This is a genomic window from Phenylobacterium sp. (genome assembly GCF_028290885.1).
Taxonomy (GTDB): Bacteria; Pseudomonadota; Alphaproteobacteria; order Caulobacterales; family Caulobacteraceae; genus Phenylobacterium.
The window spans coordinates 1-18,774 of record NZ_JAQGIZ010000293.1; the positions used below are offsets into that span (position 1 = coordinate 1).

Below are 18,774 nucleotides of genomic sequence, written 5' to 3' on the forward strand. Positions count from 1 at the left end.
CGAGGCCTGCAGGGTGGCGGCGTCGGCGTCGAGGATGACGGTCGCGCCCTCGGGGATGGCGGCGAGGCCCGGCCCGACCGCGACCACCGCCGGGATGCCCATGGCGGCGGCCAGGATCGCCACGTGCGAGGTGGGCCCGCCGCCGCCGACGCAGAGACCCGCCAGCCGCCCGGCCGGGATCGCCATCAGCTGCGACGGCAAGAGCTCGTCGGCCAGCAGGATGGCCCCCGCGGGCAGCTCCGGATCGGCGCCCGCGTCGCCGGCCAGCACCGAAAGCACGCGGCGCTCCAGGTCGATCAGGTCGTCGACCCGCTCGGCCATCCGCCGGTCGGCGAGGCTCCTCAGGGCGTCGACGAAGCCGCCGACCGCCGCCCTCCAGGCATAGCCGGCGCTCTTGCCCTCGGCGATCAGGCGCTCGGCCTCCCCGGAGAGCGTCGGGTCCTCCAGGAAGGCGGCGTGCGCGCCGAGGATGGCGCGGCGGGTCGGGTCCTGCTCGCGGGCCATGCCCTGCGCGATCTGCTGGGTGACTTCGGCGAGGGCTGCGGTCAGCGCCGCGCGCTCGTGGCTGACGCCCTGGCCCTGCTCGGCGACCGTCAGCTCCGGCCGCACCAGCCGCGCCGCAACGCCGATCGCCAGCCCGGGCGCGGCGGTGACGCCATGGAGCAGTCCGTCGGTGGTCGGCGCAGTCGCGGGCGGCCTGGGGGCCGGCGCCGGGGCGAGCGTGCGGGCCTCGCCCATGCCGCCCTCGATCAGGGCGGCGATGGCGGTGAGCGCGTCCTCGGCGTCCGGCCCGATGGCCGACAGCATCGCCGCGTCGCCATGGCCCAGGCCAAGCGCCATCAGGCCGACGGGGCTGCGGGCGCTGGCCTCGCGTCCGGCCCAGGCGAAGGTCACCTCGGCGCGGTAGGCGGCCGCGCACTGGGCGATCCGCGCGGCTGGGCGGGCGTGCAGGCCATGCGCCAGGGGCACGACGACAGAGCGCTGCGCCCTCGGTCCCGCCGATGTCGCGGCCGGCGTCCCGGCCGCCGCGCTGGCGCTGAGCGTCAGCAAGGGATCGCCGGCCGACACCAGCCGGTCGGCATGGCGCGCGACGATCGTGAACCCGGCGGCGTCGGTGATCACCATGGGGGAGGCGAGGCTCGCCGCCCGCCGCGCCAGCCGGTCGAGGTCAAAGCCGATCAACGGGTCGCCGGCCCGCACGGCCTGGCCCTCGGCGACATGCGCCTCGAAGCCCTCGCCGCCCAGCGCCACAGTGTCCAGGCCGATGTGCAGCAGGATCTCGACGCCGGCCGCGGTGCGCAGGCTGAGCGCGTGCCGGGCGGCATGTACGGAGGAGACCACCGCATCGCAGGGCGCGCGCAGCGTGCCGCTGGTCGGATCGACGGCGATCCCGTCGCCCAGCATGGCCTGTGCGAACACCGGGTCGGGCACCTCGGCCAGGCTGCTGGCCCAGCCGTCGAGCGGCGAGAGCAGGACGAGGTCAGCGGCCACGGGGCGCGGGACCGGCGGCGGCAGACCCGGGCGGCGCGAGCTGCACCCAGTCGAGGGCGAGCAGCGGGTCGAAGCCCAGCGAGGTGAAGGTGAAGCACAGGTCGTGGCGGCCCGAGCGCGCCGGCAGCGGCAGGCTCACCTCGGCGTGGCTGCCGGCCGTTCCGGGCGGCAGGGCGGCCACGGCGATCGGATCGGTCGTGCAGCTGTCCTGCCGGACCTCCAGCTCGCCCGCCGGCTGCCGCGGCGGATGCAGGATGACGCTGTTGTGGCCGGCGTCGAGGCCGAAGTTGAACGGCAGCCGCGCGAAGGCGACGGTGAGGCGTTCGATCCCCGTCAGGTCCGCGCCCGCATAGATCCAGCAGGCGTCCTGCGGGTTGACCAGATAGGCCGGAGAGCGCCCGTCGGCGGTCCTGGCGCCCTCCAGGCTGAGCTGCAGCTTGTCGTTGCACAGCCGAAGCTGCTGGCTGGCCCGACGGCGGATCGAGGCGGCGTCGAGCTGCGCGTCGGCGACCGGGCCCAGCCGGACGCCGTCGAGGTAAGCGACCGCGCGCACCCGCGCCGGCAGCTTGACCGCAAAGGCCTGGGCGTAGAGCGGCGAGGCCGGCCCCGGCTCGGACCCGTCGGTGGTGTAGCGCATTTCGCCAAGGCCCAGCTGCGAGCCCAGGGTCACCGTCGCATCGGCGCCCGCCGGCGCGGCGTCGACGCGCACCGTCACAGCCGAGGCGTCGGCGCCTATCCCGAGGGCTGCATAGCGTGCGTATTGCGCCGGCAGCCGGCGGACGAAGCCCTCCCAGTCTCGCCGCCCGGGCGCCGACCACGCCACCTCAGCCACCGCCGCCGCCTTCGGGAAGGTCATGGCCTGCACCTGCGGGGCGGTGCGCACGTGCTCCGTCCACAGATTGCCCTGCAGACCCAGCAGATGGCCGGCGGCCTCCGGCGTCAGCGTCGCGGGCAGGGGGTTGAAGGCGTAGACGTCGCGCAAGGTGACCGGCGGCCCGCGGCCCGGCGGCTCGCGCGGGCCCTCACCCGGCCGGTTGTCGAAATAGAGCACCGGCGCCGGCGCCAGCACCGCGTCATGGCCTTTCGCCGCGGCGGCCAGCGCCCCGTCGACGCCGTGCCAGGACATCACCACCGCATCGGCTGGCAGTTCGCCGCCCTGCAGGATCTCGTCCCAGCCGACCAACCGGCGGCCGTGGGCCTCCAGGAAGGCGGCGATCCGCCGCGTGAAGTCGGCCTGCAGCGCCGCCGGGTCCGATTGTCCGAGCGCGCGCAGCCGCGCCTGGGCCTGCGGCGTGCTGTTCCAACGCTCCTTGGCCGCCTCGTCGCCGCCCACGTGGATGTAGCGCCCGGGGAACAGGGCCATGACCTCGGTCAGGACGTCCTCGAGGAATCCGAACGTCCGGTCGTCGACATTGTAGACGTAGGGAAATCCGCCCCAGTCGGTCTGCGCCGCGGCAGGCGCGGGGCCGCCGGCGCCCAGCTGCGGATAGGCCAGCAGGGCCGAGACCGCGTGGCCCGGCATCTCGATTTCCGGAACGATGGTGACGTGCCGCGCGGCGGCGTGGGCGACGATCGCCCGCACCTGGCCTTGGGTATAGAAGCCGCCGTAGCGGGCGCCCGCCGGGGTCGCGTCCGGGGAGCCGGCCGGCGGGGTCCGCCAGGCGCCGACCGCCGTGAGCTGCGGGTATTTGCGGATCTGCAGCCGCCACCCCTGGTCGTCGACCAGGTGCCAGTGCAGCACGTTGAGCTTGTGCAACGACATCCAGTCGATCAGTTGCTCGACCTCGGCGGGTGTCTGGAAGTGCCGCGCCGAATCCAGCAACAGGCCGCGCCAGGCGAACTGCGGGCGGTCCTCGATGCGGACAGCCGCCAAGGTGACCGGCCCGCGACCGGCGTCCGGCGTCAGCAGCTGCCAGAGCGTGACCGCCCCGTAGAACAGGCCAGCGTCTCCAGTGGCGGCGATCCGCGCCTGGCCTTGTTTCACATCGAGGGCGTAGGCTTCGGGGCCCAGACCGGGCTGCCGTACAAGGACGATCTCCGGGGTGTTGGGCCCGGGGCCGTCGCCCACCGCCAGCTTCAAGGTCAGGCCACGGGTGCTCAGGGCAAGGTCGCTCAGCTCGCGCGCGATCTGTAGCGCCGCCGTATCGCCGCGTGGGGCGAAGATCGTCTCGCCGTCCGCGATCAGGACCGGCGTGGGATCCGCCGCCGAGGCGACCGACAGCGGCGCCGGGATGACGTTGACCTGCGGCTCAGCCGCCGCGAGCGCGGCCTTGGGCGCGCCGAGCAGAAGCGCCAGTACGAGCGCGAGCCGCGAACCGCGGCGGGCCCTAGCCATGACCTGCGCGGCCCCGCAACGATCCGCCGCCGTTCCCGTGCGACTGGGCAAGGTCCTGACCGCCGATCCAGCTGTCGAGGACCTGGATGTCGTCGTCCACCAGCACCAGGTCGGCGCGGTATCCGGGGGCGATGCGGCCCACCTCATCGCCAAGGCCGAGGAAATCGGCCGGGTTGCGGCTGGCCATGCGCGAGGCCTCGGCCAGGTCCAGGCCGAGCAGCCGCATGGCGTTGCGCACGGCGCCCGCCATGTCGAGATCCGAGCCGGCCAGCGTGCCGTGCTCGTCCAGGCAGACCCCGTTCTTCACGGTGATCGTCTTGCCCTGCAGGACGAAGGAGGTGAAGTCCGCGCCCACCGAGGGCATGGCGTCGGTGATCAGGATGAAGCGGTCGTGCGGCTTGCAGCGCAGGGCGACCCGCAGGACCACGGGATCGACGTGGTGGCCGTCAACGATGAGGCTGCACCAGCTGGCGGCATCCTCCAGCGCGGCGCCCACCACGCCCGGCTCGCGGCTGGTCAGCGGCGACATGGCGTTGAACAGGTGGGTGAAGCCCGACAGTCCCCGATCGAGCGCCGCGCGCACGGTGGCGTAGCCGGCGTTGGTGTGGCCGGCGGAGACCACCACGCCGGCGCCGACCAGCCGTCCGATCATCTCGGGGCTGGTGGTTTCCGGCGCCAGGGTCACCAGGGTGCGGCCGGTCTCCAGAGAGGTCAGCAGTTCGAACGCCGGCTCGTCGATCCGCCGCAGCTTGCTGAGCTCGTGGATGCCCTTGCGCTTCGGATTGAGGAACGGGCCTTCGATGTGCACGCCCAGCACGCCCGGGATCTGGCGGGCGATGGCGTCGCGGGTCGCGGCGATCGCGGCCGAGACGGCCAGCAGGTCGTCGCTGATCAGGGTCGGCAGGAAGCCGGTGGTCCCGAACTGGCGATGCGCCTGGCCGATCGCCGCGATGGTCTCCGCAGTGGGATCGGCGTTGAACAGCGCTCCGCCGCCGCCGTTGACCTGGATGTCGATGAAGCCGGGCAGCAGGATCGCGCCCTCAAGGTCACGCAGTCGCGCGTCCCCCGCCACCGTCGCGGCAGGGCCGACGGCGATAATCTGCGAGCCGCTCACCCGCACCGCCAGGCCCTCTTCGAGCCCGCGGTCGGTCATCACCCGGCCATTGACGAGCGCGAGGTCCATCAGGTGGTTTCGGTGACTTTGGAGAGATGCGGCGGACGGTCGGGATTGTAGCCGCGGGCCACCGCCAGTTCGCAGGCCATGCGATAGAAGCTCTGCACGAAGGCGATGGGCTCGAGGACCGGATGGGCGCTGGGCGCGGGCAGCCGGCAGACTCCCGGCTGATCCGATCCGCCCACCATCATCACCTCGGCGCCCTTGTTGACGCAGGCCGCGACCGCGCTTTCGACGCCGGCGCGCGTCTCGTCGTCCTGGGCGAAGGCCAGGATCGGGAAGCCCGGCCCCACCAGCGCCATCGGCCCGTGATGCAGTTCCGCGGCGCTGAACGCCTCGGCGTGCAGGCCACAGGTCTCCTTGAACTTCAGCGCGGCTTCCTGGGCGACGCCGAACCCGACCCCGCGGCCAAGCACATAGAGGTTCCGAGCGTCGACCAGCCGCGTCTGGGCGGCGTCCCATCGCCGGGTCCAGGCGTCAGCGAGCAGGTCCGGGAGGCCGTCCAGGGCCGCGATCAGGGCGGCGTCCTGCAGCCAGAAGGCGACCAGCTGGGCGGCCGCCGTCAGGGCGGCGATGTAGGACTTGGTCGCCGCGACGCTGAGCTCGGGGCCGGCCAGCAGCGGGATCGTCAGGTCGGCCTGGGCGGCGAGCGGCGAGGCCTCGTCGTTCACCAGGGCCACCACCCGCGCGCCCGCCGCCGCGGCGGCCTGGGCGGAGGCCAGCAGGTCCGGGCTGCGGCCGGATTGGGAGATCACCAGGCAGAGCATGCCCTCCATGCCCGGCGAGGCTTCGTAGACCGAGCTCACCGAGGGCGAGGCCGAGGCGGTCATCACCCCGAGCCGGGTCTCGATCAGGTAGCGCAGGAAGGTTGCGGCGTGGTCGGAGCTGCCGCGGCCGAAGGTGACCACCGCCCGAGGCGGCGTCGCGCGCAGTTCCGCGGCCAGCGCCCGGACGATCAGGGCGTTCCGCTCCAGCTGCGCGCGCACCAGGCCCGGCGCCTCGGCGGCCTCACGGAACATCCGCGTGGCTTCCGCCGCGGCGGGGTCGACAGGTCCGGGCGGGGGCTTCGCACCCAAGGTTGCTACTCCCGCACTCAAGTCAGGACGCCGAGGTGTTGAGCTCTGCGACGAAGTCGTAGGCGTCGCCGCGGTAGTAGGACTTGGTGACCTCCACCGGGCGTCCATCCTTGAGGAAGCTGCGCCGCTCGATCAGCAGGCCGGGCGCGCCGTCGTCGATCCCCAGCAGCTTGGCCCGCTCGCCGGTGAATAGGATCGCCCGCAGCCGCTGCAGCGCGCGAACCGGGCGGACGGAGTGCTGTTCGAGGGCCTCGTAGAGCGACTCCCCGACGGCGGCTTCGCTGGGCAGGCAGAAGCCGGCCACCGTGGAGTACTCCAGCGCCATCGGCTCGCCGTCGGCGTAGCGGATGCGGTTGAAGCGGTAGACCCGGGTTCCAGGGCTCAGCCCCAGCGTCAGGGCCTCCTCAGGCGTCACCGTGCCGGACGACCGACTCAGCCAGACGCTTTCGGGCCGCCGGCCGCGCGAAATCATGTCTTCCGAGAAGGACGACAGCTTCGAGAAGCTCTTCTCCACCCGGGTCTCGCCGCGGGCGGCGACGAAGGTCCCGGCGCCTTGCCGGCGGGTCAGCATGCCCTCGCCCACCAGGGCGTCCAGCGCCTTGCGTACGGTGATCCGGGAGATGCCGAATTCCTCGGCCAGCTCGCGCTCCGGCGGCAGGGCCTCCTCGGCCGCCAGCCGGTTGTCCTCGATGGCGTCGCGCAGCGCGTGCTTCAGCTGCTGATACAGCGGAGCGCGGTTCTGCTCATCGAGACTGCCGACGAGTTCGGAGAACGACGCCAAGGCCTTTGGTCCTCTTGCTGGGCGCCTGCTTTCCGCAGGGGCGCTGTGCACTTTGTGCCACATCATAATACCAGTTGCATATCAATATTTGATTGGTCCGCAAGAGGACCGTATTTGGGCTTGCAATTCCGTCGTGGTTGATGACAGCTGTGTGAATGGGTGGGTCGTGGTTCGCTGATTGGCCGTCAAATCAGGCTTCATTGGTATTGAACTGGACCTATGGCGGCATCGCCAACTAGGCGATCCGATTCGGGGAGAGAATCGATGGACATACGTAGGCGTATCCTGGCCGGTTCGGTGAGCGCGGTCGCATTGGCTCTGGGGGCTGCGGCGCCGGCGATGGCCGCCGACGCTCCGCCCGCCACGGTCGGCGAGGTGGTGGTCACCGGCATCCGCGAATCGCTGCAGCGGGCCATCGAGCTCAAGCGCGCCAGCGACGACCAGATCGACGTGATCTCGTCCGACGACATCGGCAAGCTGCCCGACAAGAACGTCGCCGATGCCTTGCAGCGGATCCCTGGGGTCAACACCACCTCGGCCGCGAGCGGCGAGGGCGGCTTCGACGAGAACGACCGGGTGTCCATTCGCGGCACCTCGCCCAGCCTCACCCAGGTGACGGTCAACGGGCACTCCATTTCCACCGGCGACTGGTTCATCCTCGACCAATTCTCCACGGTCGGCCGCAGCGTAAGCTTCACCCTGCTGCCCTCGGAGATCGTCGCGACGACCAAGGTCTACAAGACCCAGGACGCGGCCCTCCTGGAAGGCGGCGTCTCCGGCGCCGTCGACATCATCACGCGCCGGCCCCTCGACCTGCACCAGCCGCTGACGCTCCAGGGCTCGCTGCAGGGGGTCTGGAACTCGCTCACCAAGTCGACCAAGCCGCAGGCCAGCGGCCTGGCCTCCTGGCAGAACGAGGCGGGCACCTTCGGCGCCCTGGTGCAGGGCTTCTACGAGGAGCGCAGCGTCGAACGGTTCGGGCAGGAGACCCTAGGCTACACCAAGATCGATGGCACCCCCACCAGCCAGATGCAAACCGGCATCAGCCATCCCGAACTGAACGGGGTCTGGGCGCCGACGCTGATCGGCTCGAGCCTCTTCCAGCAGGAGCGCAAGCGGAAGGGCGGCGACCTGATGGTGCAATGGCGGCCCAACGACCGCTTCGAGCTGCGGCTCGACGGCTTCTACTCGAAGCTCGACGCCACCAACCACAACGACAACTACATGTACTGGGGCTCCAACGAGCTCAACAACAACTCGCCGACCGCCTTCACGGTCAAGAACAACACCCTGACCTCGGCCAGCTTCCCGCTGATCGGCCCGGCCGGAACCCCGGTGAACGGCCTGGTGGTCGACAACATCATCCGGCCCAACGCCAGCGGCGAGAGCTACTACTACAATCTCGACGGCGACTTCCGCGCCACCGACAACCTGACTTTCAAGGGCCAGATCGGCTACACCCACGGCGTGGGCAGCACGCCCACCGAGCCCGCCTACGAAGTCGACGGGGCCACGGCCATTTCCTACGCCCCGTCCGGCAACGGCTGGGCGGTGACGCCGGCCAACATCAATCCGCAGAGCCCGGCCGGCCTGGCCAACGACTGGGCCTGGAACGAGACCTTCACCTCCGTGGACAAGGAGGTCTACGGCAAGATCGACGGCGACTTCGTGCTCGACCATGGCGTGTTCAAGGACGTTTCGTTCGGCATCCGCTACGCCGACCACACCCGCCAGGTGGACGGCTGGGACCGTGGCTGCTCGCTGGGCGCCAACGGCCAGTGCTGGACATCGCCGCCGCAGCCGTTCTCGGCGACCAATCCGACGCCCTATCCCAGCGGCTACAACTCCGGCGCGCTCGGCATCCCCGGCCTGCTGATCCCCATCGCCGGCAATCCGGCCACCATCGTCTCGATCCTCAACGGCATCACCGACGGCGTGCACGGACCGATCTCGTCGATCGTGCAGCCGCAGAACTACTACTGGCCGGGCGCCTTCAAGGTCACCGAAAAGGACTGGGCCGGCTACGTGATGGCCAGGGTCGGCGGCGAGGGCTGGCGCGGCAACTTCGGCGTCCGGGTCGTCCGGACCGAGGAAAACGCATTCGTCAACGTGTCCGAGCCGTCCGGCACCCATGCCGGCGACATTACCTCGTCGGCCTATGGCCCGTACTACATCAACGACGTCAGCCACACCTACACCGACGTCCTTCCCAGCCTGAACATGACGTTCGACCTCAGCTACACCCTGTTCCTGCGCGCTTCGGCGGCGGAGACCATGTCGCGGCCCGACTTCAGCGCGCTCGGCGGCACCGTGTCGCTCAACGACGTGACGCTCACCGGCAACGGCGGCAACCCGAACCTGAAGCCGATCAAGGCGGCGGTCTATGACGCGGCCCTGGAGTGGTATTACGCGCCGACATCGCTGGCGGCGATCAGCGTCTTCTACCAGGACCTCTCGTCCTACGTGACCTTCGGCACCTCCAACGCCGTCTACCTGAACTCGTTCTTGTCTAAGGCGGGGGCGCCGATCTACTCGAGCTACTCCATCTCGTCGCCGACCAACACCAGCGGCGAGGTCAAGGGCGTCGAGCTGCAGGTGCAGCAGCCGCTGCCCTACAACTTCGGCTTCCAGGCCAACGCCACCTACGTCGACTCGCACGACGCCGACGGCAATCCGCTGGTGGGCACCTCGCGCTATACCGCCAACCTGGTGGGCTACTACGAGAACGCCGGCATCAGCGCGCGCCTGGCCTACACCTACCGGTCGCACTTCTTCGTCGGCCTCGACCGCAGCGCCGCGGAGAACCAGGACAACTACGGCCAGCTGGACGGCTCGATCAGCTATCGGATCAACAAGAACCTCGAGCTGACCTTCGACGCCCTGAACATCACCGACAGCAACCTGAAATACTACGCGCTGAACAAGAGCCAGCCGCGCGCGGTCTACGAAAACGGCACGCAGCTCTTCTTCGGCCTGCGGGTCCGGTACTGAATCCCCGGCCCTGGGTCTCCTCCCCAAGGCCAAGCCTGAGGCGGAGCGGCTTGCCGCTCCGCCTTTTCTTTGTCCGCTATTGTCCTGATTCCGAAGTTCGCAAGCGCTTGCGGCTGGCTTTGGCGAACTTCGGAATCGATAAGGACACTAGCAAGTGTATGTTTCTAGTGTGCTTTCTTGGATTTGAAGTTCGCTCGGCGCGTGGCCCGTGAAGACGGCGAACTTCAAATCCAGCACGCTAGCACCAGCCCTCCGGGTCGTCGGGATCGACCGGCGCCTGCGCCGTCGCGCGCTGCGCGCCCAGGGCCTCGATGGCGGCCAGCTTGGCGACGGGGTCGGGCGGGTCGGTCCAGGAACCTTCGCCGGTGCGCACCGGCTTCATGGTGTGCGGGTCGGGGCGGTAGCTGACCACGCGGCGCTGGCCGGTCTGCGGGTGCGTCTCGACCTGGAAGTCGCGCACCAGGAGGGTCCGCATCACCGGCGGCTCGGGCGGCTCCGTCGGCTTCAGGCGTCCGGGACGAGCGCCGGGACGCATGGCTGCTGACGCGTGGGATCGCCACGCTTCGGCTGCCGGCGTCGTTGGTCCTCAACGATGTGGACGACGCAACGCGGACGATCCTGGGCTATCTCGAACAGCGGAATTGAACGGGCGCGCCGGGGCAGGCCGCGGCGGTGCGGGGAGTGGGCTGCAACCCCCTCCGTCTCGGCGCCGTGCGCCGAGCCACCTCCCCCTCAATCGGGCTTCGCCCTGGGGGAGGATCTGATTTGCATTGGTCGTCGACGCGGGTGACGCGCGCTTTGCCCCGGCCACGCTTGGAGGGCCGCTGCGGGAGGCGCAAGATCGGGTTGCGGACAGCGCAGCAGGGAGCATCGGCCATGGACGTCGGCTTCATCGGTCTGGGCCACATGGGCTCGGGCATGGCTCGCAACCTGATCAAGGCCGGCCATCGCGTGCGGGTCTGGAACCGGTCGTGGGCGGCTTCCGAAGACCTGGGACGGGACGGCGCCGAGGTGGTGGCGGCGCCCGGCGAGGCGTTCGATGCGGACGCGGTGATCACCATGCTGTCGGCCGACGACGTGGTGCGCGAGGTGATCCTGGATCAAGGCCTGCTCGCTGGGGCCCACCGGGGGCTGGTGCATGTGGTGTCGTCGACGATCTCGGTCGCCTTCGCCCAGGAGCTGGAGCGGGCCCACGAGGCGGCGGGGATCGGCTACGTCGCGGCCCCGGTGCTCGGCCGGCCCGACGTGGCCGCAGCCGGCGAGCTGAACATCCTGGTGGCAGGCCGCCCCGACGCCGTCGCTCGCGTGCAGCCGCTGCTGGACGCGCTCGGCAAGCGCATATGGCCGATCGGCGACCAGCCCCACCTGGCCAACCTTGCCAAGCTGGCCTGCAACTTCACCCTGGCCTCGGCGATCGAGACGATGGCGGAGGCGTTCGCCCTGGCGCGCCGCTACGACCTCGATCCCCAGATCCTCATGGAGGTGCTGACCGGCAGCCTGTTCGCCGCGCCCGCCTACAAGACCTATGGCCCGATGATCGTGGAGCAGCGCTACGAGCCGGCGAACTTCAAGCTGCCGCTGGGCCTGAAGGACGTTCGCCTGGCGCTGGAGGCCGGCGAGGCGGTCGGCGCGCCCCTGCCCTTCGCGAGCGTGCTGCGCGACAACTTCATCGATGCGATCGGGCACGGAGACCGGGACAAGGACTGGTCGGCCATCGCCGCCGTCGCCGCCCGCCGTGCGGGGTTGGAGGCCGGGCGCTGAGCGGCAGGCGCTTCAGGCCTTGGGGGGATCGATGAACACATGGAGCGCGGTGATTCGACCGCCCTCGAAGCGTCCCACGTCCATGTCGGTGACCACCACCGGCCCGCCTTTGGATCCGCCAGTCCACCGCGCATAGCCGAGGCCGTGATGGCCCGCTGCGGCGCCGTCGGGCGTGAACAGGAAGCCGGGCCCCAGGGTGCCGAGCAGCTTGCCTACCGTATCGGAAATCGCCGCATGGCCGCTCACGGCGCCGTCCGGCTCATACAATACCGCATCTCGGGTGTAGAGGTCGCCGATCGCCGCCAGCCGACGCTCGGCGTCCCGCTCGTTGAAGACCCGTTCGAGATTTGCTTCCAGCAGCGCATTATCGTCGCCGCTTTGGGCGGGGGGTTGTTTGGCTTGGTTTTCGGACATGATGACCTCCTCTGTTAAGCCTCGGCCCTACGCCTTGCGGAAGAAGCCGTAGATGCGTTCGGCCAGCGGTTGGCTCACCCCCTCCACCTTCGCCAGATCGTCAACCGACGCGCGGCTCACCCCCCGCGCCGACCCAAACGCGTGCAGCAGCGCCCGCTTGCGGCCGGGTCCGACGCCTTCGATCTCGTCGAGGGGATTGCGCTTCATCTCCATGGTGCGCCGCGTGCGGTGGGTGCCGATGGCGAAGCGGTGGGCTTCGTCGCGCAGGCGCTGCAGGTAGTAGAGCACCGGCGACTTGGGTTCGAGCATGAAGGGCGGCTTGCCGGGCATGAAGAACCGCTCCAGGCCCGCGTCGCGGTCGGGGCCCTTGGCGACGCCCACCACCGCGATGTCGTCGACGCCGAGGTCGGCCATGACCTCCAGCGCCGCGGCCAGTTGGCCGGCGCCGCCGTCGATCAGCACCAGGTCCGGGCGCGGGGCGGGCTCGCCGGCCTCCTCCTCCTTGACCAGGCGCGAGAACCGCCTGCGCAGCACCTCCTTCATCATGCCGTAGTCGTCGCCGGGGGTGAGCTCGGTCCCCTTGATGTTGAACTTGCGGTACTGCGACTTCTGGAAGCCCTCGGGGCCGGCGACGATCATGCCGCCGACCGCGTTGGTCCCCATGATGTGGGAGTTGTCGTAGACCTCGATCCGCTCCGGCTGCGCCTCCAGGCCGAAGGCTTCGCAGACGCCGGCCAAGAGCTTGGTCTGCGCCGAGCTCTCGGCCATTTTTCGCCCAAGCGCTTCGCGCGCGTTGATGACGGCGTGCTCGACCAGCTGGCGCTTCTCGCCCCGCTGCGGCCGGGCGATCTCCACCTTGCGGCCGCCTTTCAGCGCAAAGGCGTCCTGCAGCAGCTCCCGCTCCGCCGGCTCGGTGTTGACCAGGATCAGCTTGGGGATCGGCTTGTCGTCGTAGAACTGGCCGAGGAAGGCGGCCATCACCTCGGGGTCATCGTCGGACTTGTCGACGCGGGGGAAATACGCGCGGTTGCCCCAGTTCTGGCCGGCGCGGAAGAAGAACACCTGCACGCAGGCCTGGCCGCCCTCGGCGAAGAGCGCGAAGACGTCGGCCTCGTCGACGGTTTCGGGATTGATCTGCTGCTCCTGGGCGATGGAGGCCAGCGCCCGGATGCGGTCGCGCAGGCGCGCGGCGCGCTCGAACTCCATGTCGTCGGACAAGGTCTGCATCTCCGCAGACATGCGTTGCATGACGGCCCGGCTCTTGCCGCGCAGGAAGGCGCCGGCTTCCTCGACGAGGGCGTTGTAGTCGTCGAGGCCGATGAGGCCCGTGCAGGGCGCCGAGCAGCGGCGGATCTGGTGCAGCATGCAGGGCCGGGTGCGGCTCTCGTAGACGCTGTCGGAGCAGGAGCGGAGCAGGAAGGCCTTCTGCAGGGTGTTCAGCGTGCGGTTCACCGCCCAGGCGCTGGCGAAGGGGCCGAAGTAGTCGCCCTTGATGGTGTGGGCGCCGCGGTGCTTGCGCAGCTGGGCGGCGGCGTGCTCGCGGCGGATGACGATCTCCGGGAACGACTTGTCGTCGCGCAGCAGGACGTTGAAGCGCGGCTTCAGCTGCTTGATCAGATTGATCTCGAGCAGCAGGGCGTCAGTCTCGGTGCGGGTGGTGACGAACTCCATGGCGCGCGTCAGGTCGACCATGTGGGCGATGCGCTGGGTGTGGAAGCGGCCCTGCGCGTATTGCAGCACCCGCTTCTTCAGCGAGCGCGCCTTGCCGACGTAGAGCACCTCGCCCTCGTCGCCGATCATGCGGTAGACGCCCGGCCGGTCGGGCAGGCGCTTCACCTCGTCCTTGATGAGCGCGGCGCCCCTGAGCGGGGCCTCGGTGACGTCGGTCGGCATGGCGCAGATATAGGCGAGTCCGGCGGCGCGCGCAGGGGCCGAAGACGCCTCTCTCGCCGCGCTCGGGGGGGAGGCGGCTCAGCTCCCCAGGACGTTGAGGACGGCCAGCGTCATGGCCTCGACGCCGAAGCGGATGGTGGGCTCGGGGGTGGGGGCGAAATAGGGGTTGTGGTTGCCCGGGACGTGCCCGCCCTTGGCCTCGGCCGCGGCGATGGTCTTGGGGTCGTAGCCGCCGAAGCCCCAGAACAGCGAGTGCGTGGCGCCGGCGTTGACGAACTCCGAATAGTCCTCGCTGGGCGAGCCCGGCTCGGGCTGCAGCTGGGCCTTGTCGCCGAACGCCGCCCTGAAGACGGCGGCGGTGCGGTCGGTCAGCGCCGGCTCGTTGATCACCGCCCGGCCGCCGACCACGATATCCACGCTGGGCGCCGGCGCGCCGGACATGGCGGCGACCGCGCTGGCCGTGCGGCGGATGCCGTCCAGCATCTTCTCGCGCACCTTGCCGTCGAAGGTGCGGATGGTGCCGCGCAGGATGGCGCTGTCGGGGATGATGTTGCCGGCGCTGCCGCTCTGGATCGCGCCCACGGTGATGACGCCGAAGGCGCCCGCCGGCTTCTCGCGGCTGATCACCGTCTGGACGTCCATGGTGAAGCGCGCCGCCTCGATCACCGGGTCGATGGTCAGGTCGGGCATCGAGCCGTGGCCGCCGCGGCCCTTGAAGGTGATCTCCAGGCTGTCGGAGTTCGAGCTGTTGACGCCGGGCCGGTAGGCGAGCGTGCCAAAGGGCGCCGGGCCCACGTGCTGGGCGAACGCGTAGTCCGGCATGCCGAACTTCTGGAACAGGCCCGCGGCGACCATGGCCCGTGCGCCCTCGGTGGTCTCCTCGGCGGGCTGGCCGATGAACATCAGCGTGCCGCGCCACTGGCTCTTCATGGCGACCAGCGCCTGGGCGGCCCCCACCCATGCGGCCATGTGGATGTCGTGGCCGCAGCTGTGGTCCACCGGCGTGGGCTTGCCATGATAGTCGGCGACGACGTGGCTGGCGTAGGGCAGCCCGGTCTTCTCTTCCATCGGCAGGGCGTCGAGCTCGGTGCGCACCAGGACCAGGGGCCCGGGACCGTTCTTGTAGATCGCCACGATCCCCGTGCCGCCGAAATGCTCGGTGACCTCGAAGCCGAGGGCGCGCATCTCCCTGGCGAGCTTGGCGGCGGTCTGCACCTCCTGCATGCCCAGCTCGGGGTACTGGTGGATGTCCTTGTAGAGGGCGTCGAGGTGGGCGTAGCCGCGGTCCAGCCCGGCGTCGATCGCCGCCTTGTCGGCCGCCACGTCGCGGGCGTGGGCCGACGTGCCCATGGCCAGGAGCACGGCCAGGGCCGGCAGCAGCTTCCGCATTCAAATCCCCCTCGTCAGACCTTCACGACGCCCGCGGCGATCTTCTCATAGACGCCCTTGGTGACCTTCACATAGCCGCGCTTGGCGTCGTGGAAGAACAGCGGGCCCTTGATCTTGCCCGGATCGAAGCCGTCGGCGATCAGGTCCATCTTGCGGGCCTTGAAGGTGCCGGTGGTCTCGATGTGCGGCAGGATGCGCACGAACAGCGGCTGGGCGTAGGGCGGCAGCTCGCGGGCCACGCCCTCGCCGAACGTCTTGATGTCGAAGTCGGCGCCCACCACCAGGCCCGCCATGCCGGCGCGGCCCTCGGCGCCTGGCACGGCGACGCCATAGACGTTGGCTTCCTGCACCCCGGGACAGGCCAGCAGGCGCTCGGCCACCTCGTTGGTGGAGACGTTCTCGCCCTTCCAGCGGTAGGTGTCGCCGATGCGGTCGACGAAGTAGAAATAGCCGTCGGCGTCGGTCTTCATCAGGTCGCCGGTGGCGAACCAGGCGTCGCCCTTCTCGAAGACGTCGCGCAGCACCTTCTTCTCGGACGCCGCCTTGTCGACGTAGCCCGTGTACTCCGAGCGCGCGTCGCCGCCGATATGGCCGACGCACTCGCCGATCTGGCCGGGGCCCGCCTCGATGCACAGGCCGTCGGGTCCGCGGATCGGCTGCTCTGTCTCGACGTCGAACTGGACCAGGCGGACGTTGAAGCGGCTGCGCAGCCACTTGGGCACCCGGCCGACGGCGCCCTCGCGGCCGTCGAAGTTGAACATCGAGACGTTGCCCTCGGTCGAACCGTAGAACTCCAGGATGTCCGGGATGCGGAAGCGCTGTTTCATCACCGGCCAGATGTCGGGGCGCAGGCCGTTGCCGAAGGCCAGCCGGATCTTGTGGCGGGTTTCGTCGTCGCCGGGCGGCTGGTTGACCAGGTAGCGGCAGAGTTCGCCGATGTAGACGAACATGGTGCAGCCCTCGTCGGCCGCTTCGCCCCAGAAGTGGCTGGCGGAGAACTTGCGGCGCAGGAAGACCGAGCCGCCGGTCAGCAGCGCCGCGCCCAGCGCGCAGAGGCCGCCGGTGGCGTGGTAGAGCGGCAGGGCCACGTAGATGCGGTCGGAGGCCTTGGCCCCGGTCGCGCCGGCGAAGCCGCGCATGTAGAGCTGGGCGCGCACGTGGGTGATGCGGGCCGCCTTGGGCATGCCTGTGGTGCCGGAGGTGAAGATCAAGAGCGCGGTGTCGCGGGCGCGGATGTCGTTGCGGACCCCCTTGTCGGGCGGCAGCTGGCTGCAGCTCTTCAGCGCCTGGACAAGGTCGCGCTGGTCGCCGTGGGCGGGGCCCAGGATCCACTGCGACAGGGGCTTTTCGAGCAGGCCCTTGGCGGCCTCGAACACCGGCGAGGTCTCGGCGTCGACGATGATGGCGCTGGCGGCGGAGATGTTGAGGCAGTGGGCCAGCGCCAGGCTGGAAAGCTGGTTGTTGATCAGGGCGGTGACCACGCCGATCTTCGACAGCCCGTACCAGACCGCGAAGTACTCCAGCCGGTTGGGCATGAAGAGCGCCACCGTCTGGCCGCGGCGCAGGTTCAGCCCCTTGCCCCAGTGGGCGAAGCGGTTGGCCATGGCGTCGAGCTCTGCGTAGGTGAGCGTACGCCCCTCGAAGGTCATGGCGCTGCGGTCGCGCCACTTGTCGACCGCCTCCTGCAGATCGTCGCAAATCAGGTTGGGGCTGTCCGGGGCGATCGACTTCACCGCCTTCAGTGTCCGATTCAGCCCACGCAGAAAACGCCACTCGCGCTGAAGCTTGGCCTTGAGCGGCATTCGTCCCTCCGACTTCGCGCCCAACTTGCGGATGCGGCGCGGGCGGGGTCAAGTTATTGCGGACGCGCGTTTGGCCGCATCCCGGAGGCGGCGGTGAAACGCGGCGCCGGGGCCACAAATCCTTAATCGAGGATTTACGAACATCCTTAAGCGGAGGTTTACGAAAACCGCTCCCAGGCCGACTGGCGGGAAATGCCGAGCGCCTGGCCGATGTCGGCCCAGCTGATCTCGCGGCGGCGCAGCTCGTCGACCACCCACTGCAGCTGGGTGCGCTTGCCGCGGACGGTGGCCTCGACGCCCGGGAGCTGGGCGATCAGCCGCTCGGTGGGCAAGTCCTTGGGCGCCGGAAAGCCGGAGAGGTCGGGCGTGCGGCCGGCCAGGTACTCCTGGCACATGCCCACGCAGGCGTCGCAGATCATCACCAGGCCAGGGCCGGCGATCAGCTTCTCGACCTCGTGCTGCGACTTGAGACAGAACGAGCAATAGAATGTCTTCGGGGCCTTCTCTCCAAACACCCCTTTGAACTTCGCGGCCTTGGCCATGGCGGGCTTCCTGTCAGGATGTTCTTGTCTGTCAGCGTTTCCCTGACACAATGGGTCCTGTCAAGGAGATCCTGACGCGTAGGCCGTCGGTCGGACGGTTATAGAAATAAGGTCATTTCTGGGCGAGGCGGGCCAGAAACCCGCCATGGTCGAAAAGAATACCAGCGGCGTTGTCACGCCATAGCTCTGTAATCAAAGAATATTGCGGCAATTCCTGGACTGTTCTTGCATCGAATATAGATCGCCAATGGTCAAGCTGCCGGGTTTCAATCTCGGAACCTGCTTCGATCTTTGCCGTTTCGGTCGTCTAGACATTTTCCCTTGGAGGGACCAGACGATGACCATCGATTTCTCCGCGACCCCCGACAACAGTCCGACGACGAACGAGTCGGACAGCCCGATGTTTGCGCCGGTCCCCGCCTGGGAGCGCGGCAAGAAGCGCCGCGGCTTCGGCGGCGGCCGCACGAGCCGGGTGGCCGAGGAGCCCCGCAGTTTCGCTTCGGAACCCGAGACGACCACCGCAGCCGCCGAGCCGGGCGCCTACGCGTTCGATCCGATCGGGCCCACGGGCTCGGCCCAGCCGACCGAGAGCCAACCCACCGACAACCAGGCGGGCGAAAGCATGTTCGCCGGCACGCCCAGCTACGCCGGCGTCACCGCGCGCCGCAAGGGCAGCGGCGCGGTGGCGATCGCCGCGGGCATCATCCTGCTGGGCGGCCTGGGCGCGGCCGGCTGGTACTACACCCAGCCGCATGACAGCGGCATCGCCCAACTGACCCCCGGCTCGCCGACCACCACCACTACGACCACCGCGGCGGCGACCGATACGTCGAGCGATCAGCTGACCCAGGCGACCGCGCCGCCGAGCACGCCGCCGGCCGCCATGCCCGGCGCCTCGACCGCCGCTTCGGCGACCCCGCCCGCGACGACCCACAGCACGACGACGACCACCACGACGGCGCGCAGCTCGGCTCCGGCCGCCGCGCACCGCACCGTTACGGCGCGGGCCCGTCCGGCCAGCCGTAGCGCTGCGGACGTGAGCGCCGACGCCAGCGCCACCGCGCCGGCTCCTTCCGCGCCGACGCCGCAGGCCGCCCCGCTGATGAACGTGCCGCCGCCCGCGCA

At 69.9% G+C, this 18,774-nt stretch carries 13 protein-coding genes and 1 pseudogene; 3 read left to right on the forward strand and 11 right to left on the reverse strand.

Features of this window, described 5'->3' with window-relative positions:
* The 5 genes from JWP28_RS19325 to JWP28_RS19345 form a co-directional block, all read right to left on the reverse strand.
* Positions 1-1,491: glucose PTS transporter subunit IIA (locus tag JWP28_RS19325; protein ID WP_299545487.1), on the reverse strand; the 1,491-nt coding region annotated here is incomplete at its 3' end.
* Complete coding sequence (locus JWP28_RS19330) at positions 1,481-3,826, reverse strand: family 20 glycosylhydrolase (RefSeq protein WP_299545488.1); 2,346 nt, start codon at positions 3,824-3,826, stop codon at positions 1,481-1,483. The genes JWP28_RS19330 and JWP28_RS19325, both read right to left, overlap by 11 nt.
* On the reverse strand, positions 3,819-5,009 hold the full coding sequence (gene nagA, locus JWP28_RS19335) for an N-acetylglucosamine-6-phosphate deacetylase (protein WP_299545489.1): 1,191 nt from the start codon (positions 5,007-5,009) through the stop codon (positions 3,819-3,821). The genes JWP28_RS19330 and nagA overlap by 8 nt, the downstream gene beginning before the upstream one ends.
* On the reverse strand, positions 5,009-6,019 hold the full coding sequence (locus JWP28_RS19340) for an SIS domain-containing protein (RefSeq protein WP_299545499.1): 1,011 nt from the start codon (positions 6,017-6,019) through the stop codon (positions 5,009-5,011). Before JWP28_RS19340 ends, nagA begins: the two co-directional genes overlap by 1 nt.
* Before the next feature lie 79 nt (positions 6,020-6,098).
* Positions 6,099-6,857 carry a GntR family transcriptional regulator gene (locus JWP28_RS19345; protein ID WP_299545490.1) on the reverse strand — a complete coding sequence of 253 codons (759 nt, stop codon included), beginning with the start codon at positions 6,855-6,857 and terminating at the stop codon, positions 6,099-6,101.
* 264 nt (positions 6,858-7,121) lie between these two features.
* Here JWP28_RS19345 and JWP28_RS19350 point away from each other — a divergent pair, with 264 nt between their 5' ends.
* Positions 7,122-9,848 (forward strand): TonB-dependent receptor, encoded by a 2,727-nt coding sequence (locus tag JWP28_RS19350; RefSeq protein WP_299545491.1) that lies wholly within the window; start codon positions 7,122-7,124, stop codon positions 9,846-9,848.
* Positions 9,849-10,086: 238 nt separating this feature from the next.
* Here the strand turns inward: JWP28_RS19350 and JWP28_RS19355 are convergent, their stop codons facing one another.
* The gene (locus JWP28_RS19355) at positions 10,087-10,326 is read right to left on the reverse strand and encodes a hypothetical protein (protein WP_299545492.1); all 240 of its coding nucleotides are present in this window, start codon (positions 10,324-10,326) and stop codon (positions 10,087-10,089) included.
* 398 nt (positions 10,327-10,724) lie between these two features.
* Here JWP28_RS19355 and JWP28_RS19360 point away from each other — a divergent pair, with 398 nt between their 5' ends.
* The gene (locus JWP28_RS19360) at positions 10,725-11,609 is read left to right on the forward strand and encodes an NAD(P)-dependent oxidoreductase (RefSeq protein ID WP_299545493.1); all 885 of its coding nucleotides are present in this window, start codon (positions 10,725-10,727) and stop codon (positions 11,607-11,609) included.
* Between the two features lie 12 nt (positions 11,610-11,621).
* Here the strand turns inward: JWP28_RS19360 and JWP28_RS19365 are convergent, their stop codons facing one another.
* The 5 genes and pseudogenes from JWP28_RS19365 to JWP28_RS19385 form a co-directional block, all read right to left on the reverse strand.
* Positions 11,622-12,023: a nuclear transport factor 2 family protein gene (locus JWP28_RS19365; protein ID WP_299545494.1), complete on the reverse strand. Its 402-nt coding sequence runs from the start codon at positions 12,021-12,023 to the stop codon at positions 11,622-11,624.
* 27 nt (positions 12,024-12,050) lie between these two features.
* Positions 12,051-13,916 (reverse strand): excinuclease ABC subunit UvrC, encoded by a 1,866-nt coding sequence (uvrC, locus tag JWP28_RS19370; RefSeq protein ID WP_299545495.1) that lies wholly within the window; start codon positions 13,914-13,916, stop codon positions 12,051-12,053.
* A gap of 78 nt (positions 13,917-13,994) precedes the next feature.
* Complete coding sequence (locus JWP28_RS19375; RefSeq protein ID WP_299545496.1) at positions 13,995-15,305, reverse strand: amidohydrolase; 1,311 nt, start codon at positions 15,303-15,305, stop codon at positions 13,995-13,997.
* Between the two features lie 14 nt (positions 15,306-15,319).
* Positions 15,320-17,107 carry a long-chain-acyl-CoA synthetase gene (locus tag JWP28_RS19380; protein ID WP_299545497.1) on the reverse strand — a complete coding sequence of 596 codons (1,788 nt, stop codon included), beginning with the start codon at positions 17,105-17,107 and terminating at the stop codon, positions 15,320-15,322.
* A gap of 377 nt (positions 17,108-17,484) precedes the next feature.
* Positions 17,485-17,649, reverse strand: a pseudogene (locus JWP28_RS19385) (ClpX C4-type zinc finger protein); the annotation flags it as partial.
* 337 nt (positions 17,650-17,986) lie between these two features.
* Between JWP28_RS19385 and JWP28_RS19390 the strand changes: the two are divergent.
* Positions 17,987-18,774, forward strand: a 788-nt coding sequence (locus JWP28_RS19390; RefSeq protein WP_299545498.1) for a hypothetical protein, incomplete at its 3' end; no start/stop codon positions are given.

What these genes read in the sequence shown, in the direction of transcription:
- uvrC (WP_299545495.1), bottom strand. Translation starts at nt 13,916, where the DNA reads ATGCCGACCGACGTCACCGAGGCCCCGCTCAGGGGCGCCGCGCTCATC.
- JWP28_RS19330 (WP_299545488.1), bottom strand. Translation starts at nt 3,826, where the DNA reads ATGGCTAGGGCCCGCCGCGGTTCGCGGCTCGCGCTCGTACTGGCGCTT.
- JWP28_RS19350 (WP_299545491.1), top strand. Translation starts at nt 7,122, where the DNA reads ATGGACATACGTAGGCGTATCCTGGCCGGTTCGGTGAGCGCGGTCGCA.
- JWP28_RS19340 (WP_299545499.1), bottom strand. Translation starts at nt 6,019, where the DNA reads ATGTTCCGTGAGGCCGCCGAGGCGCCGGGCCTGGTGCGCGCGCAGCTG.
- nagA (WP_299545489.1), bottom strand. Translation starts at nt 5,009, where the DNA reads ATGGACCTCGCGCTCGTCAATGGCCGGGTGATGACCGACCGCGGGCTC.
- JWP28_RS19380 (WP_299545497.1), bottom strand. Translation starts at nt 17,107, where the DNA reads ATGCCGCTCAAGGCCAAGCTTCAGCGCGAGTGGCGTTTTCTGCGTGGG.
- JWP28_RS19360 (WP_299545493.1), top strand. Translation starts at nt 10,725, where the DNA reads ATGGACGTCGGCTTCATCGGTCTGGGCCACATGGGCTCGGGCATGGCT.
- JWP28_RS19375 (WP_299545496.1), bottom strand. Translation starts at nt 15,305, where the DNA reads ATGCGGAAGCTGCTGCCGGCCCTGGCCGTGCTCCTGGCCATGGGCACG.
- JWP28_RS19365 (WP_299545494.1), bottom strand. Translation starts at nt 12,023, where the DNA reads ATGTCCGAAAACCAAGCCAAACAACCCCCCGCCCAAAGCGGCGACGAT.